Origin of the sequence: Streptomyces sp. BK340 (assembly GCF_007827595.1) — a bacterium.
In the GTDB taxonomy this organism is placed as follows: Bacteria; Actinomycetota; Actinomycetes; order Streptomycetales; family Streptomycetaceae; genus Streptomyces.
This window is the reverse complement of the sequence record NZ_VISR01000004.1, coordinates 273,240-286,468: the sequence shown is the minus strand read 5'-3', so window position 1 is coordinate 286,468 and position 13,229 is coordinate 273,240. Positions and strand designations below refer to the sequence as shown.

Below are 13,229 nucleotides of genomic sequence, written 5' to 3'. Positions count from 1 at the left end.
ACGGACGTTAGCGGGTGGGCTCCGGGTTGGCGGGTGAATATTCGGGCGCGGACCAGCGCAGCGGCAGGGCGGCGGGGGTCTCGATCGCCTCGGCGACCGTGAAGCGGACCGTTCGCCCGCCGTCGGCCGTGAACTCGGTGTGCGCCTCGCCGGTGAGCTGCAGCACCGTGCCGGTCGTCCAGTCCAGGAAGAGCAGCCCGGCGCGCGGGTCGGTGCGCAGGTTGCCGAGGGTGAGGAACATGGCGTTGCCGGAGTAGTCGGGCCAGCTCAGTTCGCGCGGTGAACGGACCCGCACGAAGCCGGGGTTGCCCCCGCGGTGGCTGACGTCGGCTCCGCCGGGGTGCACGGTGGCCAGGAAGAAGGTGTCGGCCGCTTCGACGAACTCCTGCTGCTGTACGCCGAGTTCACCACTTCGCCGCGGCTCCCCCGGCGTCCGGTCCACGGTCTCGAAGCCCTCCCTGCGCTGGATGTACTTCGGGCAGTTGGAGAACACCTGGTCGGCCTCGACCGCGAAGCCCCTTGCCGTCGGCCGCAGCCGGCCGTTGAGGCGCATGCGGCGGCGGGTGCGGGGGTCCAGGGCGATGGTGCCGATGGCCGCGCCGGGCATGCGCAGGGCCGTGGTGAGGGGGTCCGTCAGGTCGTCGTTCGGGTACGGGTCGCATGTGGTTGCCCGCGCAGTTCCCCGTGCCCCTTCGGGCCGGCCGTCCTGACCGGCGTCCGTGGTGACCGACATCTGCCGGGGTCCGGTGGCCCGGACGAATCCAGGTGCGCCCGTGAGCGCCGACGCCCACACCCTCCCCGTCCCCGGATCCGCCGCGCCCACCACCAGCAGCGGCTGCAGCTCCAGAAAGGCAGCCGCGACCGGCTTGATGTCCTGGCCGAGGGAGCGGCCGACGTGTTCGGCGCGGTCCCGGACGCCGACCAGGTCCTGCAAGGCACGCGAACCGGCGTGGTAGACGCTCATGGCTAGAAGAAACCGCAGGTCGGAGCGGATGCGTGCGGCGCGGGGGCGGTCTCGGCGCCCAGTGGCGCGGAGATCTCCAGGCGGGTGCCGTCCGGGTCGTGGAAGAAGATCCCGCCCGAGGCCGCGCCCTCCCGGTGGGCCACCACGCCCTCGTGGGCGAACTCCACCCCGGCGCCGCGCAGCGCCGTCTCGTACTCCCGGACCCGGTCCGTCGAGTCGGCCGTGAAGGCCAGGTGGTGCAGTCCGGCCCGGCTGCCGTCGTACGCCTGACCCGCCTGCTGCCAGAGGGTGAGGACGGGGCCTTCGCCGCCGTCGCCCAGGAAGGCGTAGCGCCGGCCGTCCTCCTTGCCCTCGGCGAGCAGGGTGAAGCCGAGGACGTCCCGGTAGAAGGCGAGCGAGCGGTCGAGGTCGGTGACGTTCAGGCCGGTGTGGCCGGTGCGCAGAGTCATGGCTCCCCCATCGGGTTTTGTAACTGTTGAAATCAGAGTAGGAGGTTAGAGACGGAGACGCAACCGGTCACGTACTCTTGAGCGGTTAGCCGAGAAGGAGAGTCCGATGTCCGCCGCCCGCGATCCCCGCCCGCTCACCGGTGAGCCCCTCGCCCTCGACCTGATCAACACCCGCTGGAACCGGGAGGGCGTCACCCAGGACCTGCTCGCCGACACCGGGGGACTCGCGGTGTGGCTCGCGAGCAACGGGCTCGACGGCGCCCACGCGGCCGACGAGGACGTGCTCGACCATGTGCGCCAGGCACGGGAGGCACTGAAGGCCGCGGTGGACGGGTCACCGGCCGAGGGGGCACCGCTCGTCGACGCCGTTCTCGCGCACGGACGCATCCGGGCCCGGCTGACCGAGCAGGGGGCGGCCGAGGAGCCCGAGTTCGCCGACCCGGCCTGGGGTCCGGCCTGGCTGGCCGCCCGGAACTACCTGGAACTGCTGACGCAGGCGCCGGACCGGATCCGCACCTGCGCCCACGAGACGTGCATCCTGCACTTCTTCGACACGTCCAGGAACGGCACCCGCCGCTGGTGTTCGATGGCGGCGTGCGGCAACCGGGCGAAGGCGTCCCGTCATTACGCCCGCACCAAGGAGAACTGAGCGAATCCCGAACCAGACGGGTCCAATCCGCTCAAACCTCATCGCGGGTTTTCCCCATACATCCATATCGATTCGGTCAACGGGTCCCAAATTCCTGGCCCTTGGGTAAAGCTGTGCCCTCGTCCGGCACTGGATTCTTTACCTACAAGGGATGCCGATGACCCACACCCCCGAGCGCGATCCGATACCCGGCCACAGACGTCTGGCCCGCATAGGCCTGGCCGTCGGCGTGGTGGCCGCTCTCTGTGCGACCGGGCCGATACCCCTGGCCCTCGCCGCGGACGCTCCCCCACTGCTTAACGCGCGGGAGGTGCCCCCACCCGCCACGGCCACCGATCCCGGCGTCAAGTCCGCTCACGACAAGCTCGGTTCGGACGACGCGGACCTGCTCGCCGAGGCCAAGGCGGACGGTGACAAGACCGTCACGATGATGATCGCGACAGCGCCCGGGAAGACCGAGCAGGTCACCGATGAGCTGGACGCGGTCAAGGGCGGCTCGGTGGGCCGCACCTACGACAAGCTCGGCTACGTCCGCGCCACCGTCCCGACCGCCAAGGCGGACTCCGCGATCGCGGCCGCCGCGAAGCTGTCCTCGGTGCACGCCATCGACCTGCGCCAGGAGATCGCGCTCGACGACCCGACGCCGAAGGCGGACACCGCCAAGTCGGCCAGGGCCACCACGACTTATCCGGCTCCCGGCAAGGACACGCCCGCCGAGAACCCGTACAACCCGTCCTTCGAGACCGGCGCCGTCGACTTCGTCGACGAGCACCCGAAGGCGGACGGCCGGGGCGTCACCATCGGCATCCTCGACTCCGGCGTCGACCTCGGCCACCCGGCGCTGCAGAAGACCACCACCGGCGAGCGCAAGATCGTCGACTGGGTGACCTCGACCGACCCGATCCTGGACAGCGACGCCACCTGGCGGCCCATGATCACCTCGGTCTCCGGCCCGAGCTTCAGCTACGGCGGCCAGACCTGGACGGCGCCGGCGGGCTCGTACGGGATCAGCACCTTCAAGGAGTCCGCGACCACCGGCGGCGACGAGAAGGGCGACCTCAACCGGGACGGCGACACCGCCGACAGCTGGGGCGTCCTGTACGACGCCGCGGCCGGCACGGTCACGGTCGACCTGAACAACAACCACGACTTCAGCGACGACACGCCGATGAAGCCGTACAAGGACGGCTACCAGATCGGCTACTTCGGCACCGACGACCCCAAGACGGACGTCGCCGAGCGGGTGCCGTTCGTCGTGCAGATCCGCAAGGACGTCCCGATGGACCCCTACGGCGGGTCCTGGGTCGGCAAGAAGGCCGACTTCGTCAACATCGGCGTCATCGAGTCCGAGCACGGCACCCACGTGGCCGGCATCACCGCCGCCAACGGCCTGTTCGGCGGCGAGATGAACGGCGCGGCCCCCGGCGCGAAGATCGTCTCGTCCCGTGCCTGCACCTGGACCGGCGGCTGCACCAACGTCGCCCTCACCGAGGGCATGATCGACCTGGTCACCAACCGGGGCGTCGACATCGTCAACATGTCGATCGGCGGCCTCCCGGCGCTGAACGACGGCAACAACGCGCGCGCCGAGCTGTACACCCGGCTCATCGACACCTACGGCGTCCAGCTCGTCATCTCCGCGGGCAACTCCGGTCCCGGCGCCAACACCATCGGCGACCCGGGCCTCGCGGACAAGGTGATCTCGGTCGGCGCGGCCATCTCGAAGCAGACCTGGGCCGCCAACTACGGCTCGCAGGTGGAGAAGCGGTACGCGATGATGCCGTTCTCCTCGCGCGGCCCGCGTGAGGACGGCGGCTTCACGCCGACCCTGGTCGCGCCCGGTGCCGCGATCAACACCACCCAGACCTGGCTGCCGGGCTCCCCGGTCGCCGAGGCGGGCTACTCGCTGCCGGCCGGCTACTCGATGCTCCAGGGCACCTCGATGGCCTCCCCGCAGGCCACCGGCGCCTCCGCGCTGCTGCTGTCGGCCGCCAAGCGGAAGGGCATCGACCTGACGCCCGCCATGCTGCGCACGGCGCTGACCTCGACCGCCGACCACATCAAGGGTGTGCAGGCGTACGAGGAGGGCGCGGGCCGCATCAACATCGTGGACGCGTGGGACGCGATCCGCGACGACGCCGAAGCCCACGACTACACCGTCAAGGCCCCCGTCGACACCGCGCTCGACCAGGCGCTCAAGACCCCGGGCTACGGCACGGGTCTGTACGACCGCGAGGGCGGCCTGAAGGCCGGCCAGAAGAAGACGTACGACGTCACCATCACCCGTACCTCCGGCCCGGACAAGGCCGTGTGGCACGAGCTGCACTTCGAGAACAACGCCGGTGACACCTTCCGGATCCTCGGCGACGACGTCGTGCGGCTGCCGCTGAACCAGCCGGTGACCGTCAAGGTCCAGGCGGCGCCGCGGTCGGCGGGCATCAAGAGCGCGATCCTGGAGGTCGACGACCCGCGGACCGAGGGGATCGACAAGCAGATCCTCACCACCGTCGTGGTCTCCGCCCCGGTGAACTACACCTACTCCGCGTCGGGTTCGGTGCAGCGCAACAGCACCCAGTCGTACTTCCTGAACGTGCCCGCGGGCGCCAAGTCCCTCGAGGTCGCGATGAGCGGGCTCAAGGACAAGAGCCAGACCCGGTTCATCGCGATCCACCCGTACGGCACTCCGGTCGACAACACCGGCACCCCGTACTGCTACAACAACTACCTCGACGGCAACGGCTGCAAGCCGGACGTCCGTTCCTTCGCCGACCCGCAGGCCGGTGTCTGGGAGATCGAGGTCGAGTCGCGCCGTACCTCGCCGCTGCTCGACAACCCGTACACGCTGGACGTCTCCGTCCTCGGCGCGGCCTTCGACCCGGAGACCGTGACCGTGCCCGAGGCCAAGGTCGGCACCCCGGCCACCGCCTCCTGGAAGGTGACCAACAAGTACGCCGCCCTCGACGGCAAGCTGGTCGGCGGCCCGCTGGGCTCCTCCAAGACGGCCCGCCCGTCGATCAAGGAGGGCGAGACCCAGACCACCACGGTGGACGTCCCGGCCGGCGCCAAGTCGCTGGACGTGGCCATCGGAGGCGTCTCCGACGCGTCCGCCGACCTGGACCTGACCGTGTACGACGCGAGCGGCAAGCAGGTCGCGCAGTCCGCGGACGGCGACTCGGAGGAGGCGGTCTCCGTCCCGTCCCCGGCCGCCGGCACGTACACCATCAAGGTCGTGGGCTACTCGGTCCCGTCCGGGGCGACCGACTACAACTACCGGGACGTGTTCTTCTCCTCCACGCTCGGCACCGTCACGGTCGACGACTCGGCCCCGGTCAAGCTCGGCACGGGCGACTCGGCCACGGTGACCGGCCAGGTCACGGCCGCCGCCGAGGCTCCCGCGGGCCGCGAGTTCTTCGGCCGGTTGCAGCTGGTGAACGCGCGCGGCACGGTCGCGGGCGTCGGCAGCGTGAAGATCGAGAAGGTCACGCCGTGACGCGACGGGCCTGAGTCGAGGTGAGGGGCGGGTGTCCGGAGGGACACCCGCCCCTCACGGTTTGCCCGTCGGCGCTTCCTCGGACGGGCACGTGGTGTGCCGGGCCTCGGGCAGCGCCTCGGTGATCCACTCCCGTTCGGCGGCCACCCGGCCGTCCCCCACGGCCCACAGGCTCGCGTTGTCCTGGCCCCGGCCGACCCCGATCAGCACATGCTGTCCCGTGCGCGGCGCCGGCTTCGCGCCGCCGTCCAGGAGGAAACTCACCTCGGCCGGCCTGTGCGCGGGCCGGTAGGAACGGCTCACCTTCAGCACGACCAGGGTCCAGGGGTTCTCGGGCTTCGGCTCCACCTTGGCGACGGTGCCCTCCACGACCAGCCGGTAGCAGGCCAGGGCCAGTGCCGGGTCGGAGGGCCGGCCGCCGGCGCCGCTGTACACCGGTGCATGGCCCTCGCTCTTCGCGTCGGCGCTGCTGCCGCCCATCGAGCTGTTCGCCCCGGAGTTCACGATCAGCCGGCCGAGCCCGAAGACCATGCCGAGGGCCGCCGCACCGACGAGCGTGCCGAGCGCGAGCCGCAGGGCCCGGCGCGGGCCGGACGGGCGCCCCGGGCGTGCGGGAGCGGCGGGACGCGTCGGGTTCCCGGGGCGTTTCCCGGACGGGGCGCTCCGGGTGGAGCCCGTCGTCGACCCGGCCCCCTCAGCCGGTCCGCTCCGGGCGGGGCCCGCCACGGCCCCGGTCTCCTCGGCCGCCGGTGCCGTCGTCCGCTCCTCCCCGATCAACGCCTCCGCGAGCCAGGTCAACTGCTCCTTCAGCACCGCCACGTCGGCCTCGGCCGAGGCGTGTTCGCTCAGACGGGCGGCGTCCTCGCGGGCCTCCTCCGGCAGGGGTTCGCCCGTGATCGCGGCCATGAGCGCGTCCATGCCGGCGTACTCTCCCGCGCCCTCGTGTTCGGCGGTCACGTCACACCACCTCGTCCTCGTGCAGCCTCTCGCGCAGCGCGCGGACCGCCGTGTGCAGCCTGCTCTTGACCGTGCCCTCGGGAACGCCCAGTTCCTCGGCGATCCCCCGCACGGGCAGGTCGGCGAAGAAGCGCAGGATCACCACCTGCCGCTGGGCGTCGGGCAGTTCGTCCAGCCCCCGGGCGACGGCGAGGGAGAGCAGGCTGGTCTCCTCGCCGGAGGGGTGCACGGGCTCACGCAGCGACGCCAGCCGCTCCCCGAGCCGCTCCTGGCGCCGTTTGGCCCGGTGCCAGTCCATGGCGAGGTTGGAGGCGACCACCGCCGCCCACGCCGACACGTCCCGCGGCGCCTCGCGCCCGCTCGCGGCCCGCTCCAGCAGCCGCAGCCGGACCTGCTGCACCCCGTCCGGCAGGTCCGCCTGCGGCACGCCGCCGAGCGCGAGCACCGCCCGCACCCGGCGTTCCTGGGCCGCGTCCAGGGGATCGTCACCGGCCTGGTCGGCACCGGCGTACGCCCCCTGCCCACGGCGTGCCCCTCCGCGCAGCACAAGCCACCCCCTCCTGCGTTTGCCCCTACGACGCCGCAAGGGGGAAAAACGTTCGGCCCCTTGCGCAGAGGCGTACGTCACACCGTGCGTGGCCGGGAACCGCGGGGGCAGGGGCGGGACAGCACAGCTTCCGGTGCCTGCCCCTCCGCAAGGGAATATCTCCAGCTCAGCAGGGGGCGCGGCGGACATCGGGAACCGTCGGCCGAGTGATCGTGTCCCATTCCTCGGGCACACATCGCAAAGAATTGGACAGGTGGACCGGGGTCGGCCGCATGATGGAAAAGCCCCGGTCATGCAGAGGCACACAGCAAGAGACACGTAGAGGGAGTCGCCGTGAGGGTCGGAATCGTCGGAGCCACCGGTCAGGTCGGCACGGTCATGCGCAGGATCCTCGTGGAGCGGAACTTCCCGGTCACCGAGCTGCGCCTGTTCGCCTCGGCCCGCTCGGCCGGCACCGTGCTGGACGGCGTGACGGTGGAGGACGCGACGACCGCCGACTACACCGGCCTCGACATCGTGATCTTCTCCGCGGGCGGCGCGACCTCCCGGGCGCTGGCCGAGAAGGTCGCCGCGCAGGGCGCCGTGGTGATCGACAACTCCTCGGCCTGGCGCAAGGACCCCGAGGTCCCGCTGGTGGTCTCCGAGGTGAACCCGCACGCGATCGCCGACCGCCCCAAGGGCATCATCGCCAACCCGAACTGCACCACGATGGCCGCGATGCCGGTCCTGCAGCCGCTGCACGCGGAGGCCGGGCTCGAGGCGCTGGTCGTCGCGACCTACCAGGCGGTGTCCGGCTCCGGTCTCGCGGGCGTGGCGGAGCTGCACGGGCAGGCGCAGAAGGTCGTCGCCGAGGCCGACAGGCTCACCCATGACGGCGAGGCGGTCGACTACCCCGAGCCGCAGGTCTACAAGCGGCCCATCGCCTTCAACGTGCTCCCGCTGGCGGGCTCGATCGTCGACGACGGTCTGAACGAGACCGACGAGGAGCAGAAGCTGCGCAACGAGTCCCGCAAGATCCTGGAGATCCCGGGTCTGAAGGTCTCCGGCACCTGTGTGCGCGTCCCGGTCTTCTCCGGCCACTCCCTCCAGGTCAACGCCCGCTTCACCCGCCCGATCACCCCGGAGCGCGCCACCGAGCTGCTGGCGGGTGCCCCGGGCGTCGTCCTGTCCGAGATCCCGACCCCGCTGGAGGCGGCCGGCAAGGACCCGTCGTACGTCGGCCGCATCCGCCGCGACGAGACGGTGGAGAACGGCCTGGCCCTGTTCATCTCCAACGACAACCTGCGCAAGGGCGCCGCGCTGAACGCGGTGCAGATCGCGGAGCTGGTGGCGGCCGAGCTGTCCGCGAAGTAGCGCGAATCGTCTGAAACGGGGCGGTCACCTCCGGGTGGCCGCCCTCCTGTTTTTCCGGTCCATAGGGCTTTCCCTACGGCTGCGCCGCGCAGCCGCAGGACGTCGCCCTCTGTACAGGTCCCGTGGAAGGATGGCCGAACGCACACATAACGAGGAGATGACCGCGTGCCTGGCACAAACCTGACTCGCGAAGAGGCTCAGCAGCGGGCGACGCTGCTCACCGTTGACTCGTACGAGATCGATCTCGACCTCTCCGGCGCGCAGGAGGGCGGTACCTACCGGTCCGTGACCACGGTGCGCTTCGACGTCGCCGAAGACGGCGGCGCGTCCTTCATCGACCTGGTCGCGCCGGCGGTCCACGAGGTGACCCTGAACGGCGACGCGCTCGACCCCGCCGAGGTCTTCGCGGACTCACGGATCGCGCTGCCCGGCCTGCTGGAGGGCCGCAACGTCCTGCGGGTCGTCGCGGACTGCGCCTACACCAACACGGGCGAGGGCCTGCACCGCTTCGTCGACCCGGTCGACGAGCAGGCCTACCTCTACACCCAGTTCGAGGTGCCGGACGCCCGCCGGGTCTTCGCCTCGTTCGAGCAGCCCGACCTGAAGGCGACCTTCCAGTTCACGGTGAAGGCACCGACTGGCTGGACGGTCATTTCCAACTCGCCCACGCCGGAGCCCAAGGACGACGTCTGGGTCTTCGAGCCGACGCCGCGCATCTCGTCGTACATCACGGCGCTGATCGTCGGTCCGTACCACTCCGTGCACAGCGTGTACGAGAAGGACGGGCAGAGCGTGCCGCTCGGCATCTACTGCCGCCCCTCGCTCGCCGAGTTCCTGGACTCGGACGCCATCTTCGAGGTCACCCGGCAGGGCTTCGACTGGTTCCAGGAGAAGTTCGACTACGCGTACCCGTTCGCGAAGTACGACCAGCTGTTCGTACCCGAGTTCAACGCGGGCGCGATGGAGAACGCGGGCGCGGTGACCATCCGCGACCAGTACGTCTTCCGGTCCAAGGTGACCGACGCGGCGTACGAGGTGCGCGCGGAGACGATCCTGCACGAGCTGGCCCACATGTGGTTCGGCGACCTGGTCACCATGGAGTGGTGGAACGACCTGTGGCTGAACGAGTCGTTCGCCACCTACACCTCCATCGCCTGCCAGGCCTCCGCGCCCGGCTCGAAGTGGCCGCACTCGTGGACCACGTTCGCGAACTCGATGAAGACCTGGGCGTACCGGCAGGACCAGCTGCCGTCGACGCACCCGATCATGGCGGACATCCGCGACCTGGACGACGTGCTCGTCAACTTCGACGGCATCACGTACGCCAAGGGCGCGAGCGTGCTCAAGCAGCTCGTCGCGTACGTCGGCGAGGACGAGTTCTTCAAGGGCGTGCAGGCCTACTTCAAGCGGCACGCGTTCGGCAACACGCGCCTGTCCGACCTGCTGGGCGCCCTGGAGGAGACCTCCGGCCGTGACCTGAAGACCTGGTCGAAGAAGTGGCTGGAGACGGCCGGCATCAACGTCCTGCGGCCCGAGGTCACCACGGACACCGACGGTGTCATCACGTCCTTCGCCGTCCGCCAGGAGGCCCCGGCCCTGCCCGCCGGCGCCAAGGGCGAGCCGGTGCTGCGCCCGCACCGCATCGCGATCGGCCTCTACGACCTCGACGCGAGCGGCAAGCTGGTGCGCACCGACCGCATCGAGCTGGACGTGGACGGCGAGCTGACCGCCGTACCGCAGCTGGACGGCAGGAGCCGCCCGGCCGTCATCCTCCTCAACGACGACGACCTGTCGTACGCCAAGGTCCGCCTGGACGAGGAGTCGCTGAAGGCCGTCACCGAGCACCTCGGCGACTTCGAGGCGTCCCTGCCGCGTGCCCTGTGCTGGGCGTCGGCCTGGGACATGACCCGTGACGCGGAGCTGCCGGCCCGCGCCTACCTGTCCCTCGTCCTGTCCGGCATCGCCAAGGAGTCCGACATCGGCGTGGTGCAGTCGCTGCACCGCCAGGTGAAGCTGGCGATCGACCTGTACGCCGACCCGTCGACCCGCGAGGCCCTGCTGACCCGCTGGACCGACGCCACGCTGGCCCACCTGCGGGCGGCCGAGCCGGCCGGCGACCACCAGCTGGCCTGGGCGCGCGCCTTCGCGGCGACCGCCCGGACGCCGGAGCAGCTGGACCTCCTGGAGGGCCTGCTGGACGGCACCCAGACGATCGAGGGCCTGGCCGTCGACACGGAGCTGCGCTGGGCGTTCGTGGAGCGGCTCGCGGCGGTCGGCCGCTTCGACGAGGCGGAGATCGCGGCCGAGTACGAGCGGGACAGGACCGCGGCCGGTGAGCGCCACGCGGCCACCGCCCGCGCGGCCCGTCCGACCCCGGAGGCCAAGGCGGAGGCGTGGGCGTCGGTCATCGACTCCGACAAGCTGCCGAACGCCGTGCAGGAGGCCGTGATCGGCGGCTTCGTCCAGACCGACCAGCGCGAGCTGCTCGCGTCCTACACGGACAGGTACTTCGAGGTCGTCAAGGGCGTCTGGGACTCCCGTTCGCACGAGATCGCCCAGCAGATCGCGATCGGCCTGTACCCGTCGCTCCAGGTCTCCGAGGAGACCCTGGCCAGGACGGACACCTGGATGACCGCGGCCGAGCCCAACGCGGCCCTGCGCCGGCTGGTCTCGGAGTCCCGCTCGGGCGTCGAGCGGGCGCTGAAGGCCCAGGCGGCGGACGCGGCGGCCGAGTAGCGGCCGGCCCGTCCGGCACAGTCGTCGTAGTCGTCGTACGGCGCCGAGGGCGCCCGGTGTGCGAGTGCACCGGGCGCCCTCTCCCTTTGCTCAGCCGCACACCCGGCGGGCGACGTCCAGCATGGTCCGCACGTGCAGCCCGGTCTGCGCGGACACCGGGATCCACCGCGGCTCGTACGTCTTCTCCAGTTCCCGGCACCACTCGTGCACCAGCTCCGTGAGGGCGCAGGCGGTCCCGGGGGCGGTGCCGGCCAGGGCCCGGCGCAGCATGGCCGCCACGCGCAGCGGGATACGGCGGGCGGCCACGCCCAGGGTGGCGAAGTGGCCCCGGCAGCCGGCGCGTTCCCCCTCCCAGGTGGCGGCGATCGAAGGCGTCACGGCCAGCAGCTCCCGGGCGGCGGCGTGCAGGGGCAGCAGGTCCTCGGGCACCTCGCCGGCCAGGGTGTCGCCGGCCAGTGCCGTGATCTCCCCGGTGCGGCCCAGCATCAGCTCGGCCGCCCGGGCGGCCTCCTCCCGCGGGTCGGGAGCGGGCCGCGGGTCGCTCACCGCGGGGGCGGACCAGGCCGGCGCCTCGACGACGACGGTCAGGGTGCCGTAGCGCCACGGGTACAGCCAGGTGCTCTCGGCGACGTAGCCGCTGGGGTCGCGTTCGTTCCCGGTGTTCCCGTCCGGGAGCCGCAGGACGCCGGGCGGGTCCGGCTCCCAGTCGGGAGCGTCGTACGGACGGTGGTCGAGCGGGATGCGCAGCAGCGCGGCCGTCTCGCGGAAGGCGCGCGCGGCGCCGGGGACCTTCCTGGTCTGCAGGGTGAAGGCACCGCCGACCTCGATGCCGTGCAGGGTGAACTGGACCGCGGGCCGCAGTTCGTCGAGCAGCCGCACGAGTGCCGCCGACTCGGGCAGCTGCTCCCGGCCCGAGCCGGGGACGGGCAGCGACTCGGGCTGACAGGCGAACTCGGGTCGGTAGAAGTACCGGTGGCACTCCTTCAGCGAGGGGACCGGCTCCTCCGGCTGCCAGCCGTGCGCGAGCCGGGCCCCGTCGGGGTCCAGACAGAGCAGGAGGTGCCAGGTGCAGCCGAGCGCTTCCAGGTACTCCGGCCGGTGGGCGAGGAGCCTGGCGAGCCGGAGTGCGGAGGCCCCGCCCACCGGTTCGTTGGCGTGCGCACCGGCGACGGTGAGGATCTGCCGCTCCCCGTGCCCGGCGGACAGCAGCCACAGCGGCCGGCCGCCCCGGCTCTCGCCGACGGCACGCAGCCGCAGCACCCCCGGAGCCGCGGCGACCAGCGCGCGGGCCCGCCGCTCCAGTTCGTCGACGCCCGGATAGCCCATGACAACTCCACTTCCGCTTCTGGATGTTGAGCGGTTCCATGGGAGCGTCGGGAGCAGGGCCCGTCAAGAGTGACCCGCGATGTCAGGTCATCCGGGGAACATGCCGCCGGTCACGTCGACGAAGGTGCCGGTGATGCCCGCCGCGTGGCCGGAGGCGAGAAGACGGCGGTGGCGGCGATCTCGGCGAGAGCGGGGTCGCGGCGGGTCATGCGCAGTCCCGCGAGGTGCTCCAGGATCCCCTCGATGTCCACGTTCGGGTTCGACGGCCTTCAGCTTCTCCTCGCTGGACCGGCACCCCGGCCGCCCACAGCCCCACGGCACGCACCCCGCGCGGCCCCAGCTCGATGGCGAGGTTCCGCACGAGCGTGTCGGTCGCCGCGTCGGCCGGCCCGGTGCCGCCCATCATCGGACTGCCGTGCGCGGAGCCGCTGTTGAGGGTGAGGATCACGCCCGACCCCTGCTCGGGCGGTGGGCGCGGATCTCGCGGCGATCCGCCACAGCCGGGCGACGGAGGAGGACAGCTCGTTCACGCCGGCGTACAGCGCGTCGGCGGGCCGCGGCACCAGCCCCCGCGCCTGCCGTCCGACAGCGTCGTTCAACTCCTCCAGCCCGCTGCCGCCCCCGATACGCCTTCTGCCGACAGGCCGCGGAGCAGTACACCGGGCTACGGCCCCTGCGGCCGGCCCTCGCGGAAAGGGGACCACCACAGCTCGCACACCCGTCCACGGTCACGGGCGCCTCCCGTCGGGGTTTCCGGA

General features: G+C 71.6%; 9 protein-coding genes and 1 pseudogene. 4 read left to right on the top strand and 6 right to left on the bottom strand.

Features of this window, described 5'->3' with window-relative positions; all coding sequences use genetic code 11:
* Positions 1-7: 7 nt before the first annotated feature.
* Together FB157_RS10700 and FB157_RS10695 are read right to left on the bottom strand one after the other, a co-directional pair.
* Positions 8-964 carry a pyridoxamine 5'-phosphate oxidase family protein gene (locus FB157_RS10700; protein WP_145878318.1) on the bottom strand — a complete coding sequence of 319 codons (957 nt, stop codon included), beginning with the start codon at positions 962-964 and terminating at the stop codon, positions 8-10.
* A 2-nt stretch (positions 965-966) separates the two neighbouring features.
* Complete coding sequence (locus FB157_RS10695) at positions 967-1,413, bottom strand: VOC family protein (RefSeq protein WP_145878316.1); 447 nt, start codon at positions 1,411-1,413, stop codon at positions 967-969.
* Positions 1,414-1,519: 106 nt separating this feature from the next.
* Between FB157_RS10695 and FB157_RS10690 the strand changes: the two genes are divergently transcribed.
* Both FB157_RS10690 and FB157_RS10685 read left to right on the top strand, forming a co-directional pair.
* The gene (locus FB157_RS10690; protein WP_145878315.1) at positions 1,520-2,062 is read left to right on the top strand and encodes a CGNR zinc finger domain-containing protein; all 543 of its coding nucleotides are present in this window, start codon (positions 1,520-1,522) and stop codon (positions 2,060-2,062) included.
* A 157-nt stretch (positions 2,063-2,219) separates the two neighbouring features.
* Positions 2,220-5,552 carry a S8 family serine peptidase gene (locus FB157_RS10685; RefSeq protein ID WP_145878313.1) on the top strand — a complete coding sequence of 1,111 codons (3,333 nt, stop codon included), beginning with the start codon at positions 2,220-2,222 and terminating at the stop codon, positions 5,550-5,552.
* 54 nt (positions 5,553-5,606) lie between these two features.
* Here the strand turns inward: FB157_RS10685 and FB157_RS10680 are convergent, their stop codons facing one another.
* Together FB157_RS10680 and FB157_RS10675 are read right to left on the bottom strand one after the other, a co-directional pair.
* Positions 5,607-6,509 carry a hypothetical protein gene (locus FB157_RS10680; protein WP_261386249.1) on the bottom strand — a complete coding sequence of 301 codons (903 nt, stop codon included), beginning with the start codon at positions 6,507-6,509 and terminating at the stop codon, positions 5,607-5,609.
* A gap of 1 nt (position 6,510) precedes the next feature.
* On the bottom strand, positions 6,511-7,056 hold the full coding sequence (locus FB157_RS10675) for an RNA polymerase sigma factor (RefSeq protein WP_145878311.1): 546 nt from the start codon (positions 7,054-7,056) through the stop codon (positions 6,511-6,513).
* 333 nt (positions 7,057-7,389) lie between these two features.
* On the opposite strand from FB157_RS10675, the gene FB157_RS10670 reads away from it, so the two are divergent.
* Positions 7,390-8,409, top strand: a complete 1,020-nt coding sequence (locus FB157_RS10670; RefSeq protein ID WP_145878309.1) for an aspartate-semialdehyde dehydrogenase — start codon at positions 7,390-7,392, stop codon at positions 8,407-8,409.
* Positions 8,410-8,574: 165 nt separating this feature from the next.
* On the top strand, positions 8,575-11,145 hold the full coding sequence (gene pepN, locus FB157_RS10665; protein WP_145878308.1) for an aminopeptidase N: 2,571 nt from the start codon (positions 8,575-8,577) through the stop codon (positions 11,143-11,145).
* A gap of 90 nt (positions 11,146-11,235) precedes the next feature.
* On the opposite strand, the gene FB157_RS10660 is transcribed toward pepN, so the two are convergent.
* Positions 11,236-12,471 (bottom strand): M14 family zinc carboxypeptidase, encoded by a 1,236-nt coding sequence (locus FB157_RS10660; RefSeq protein WP_145878306.1) that lies wholly within the window; start codon positions 12,469-12,471, stop codon positions 11,236-11,238.
* Positions 12,472-12,558: 87 nt separating this feature from the next.
* A pseudogene (locus tag FB157_RS49615) lies at positions 12,559-12,934 on the bottom strand (SDR family oxidoreductase); the annotation flags it as partial.
* Positions 12,935-13,229 lie beyond the last annotated feature (295 nt).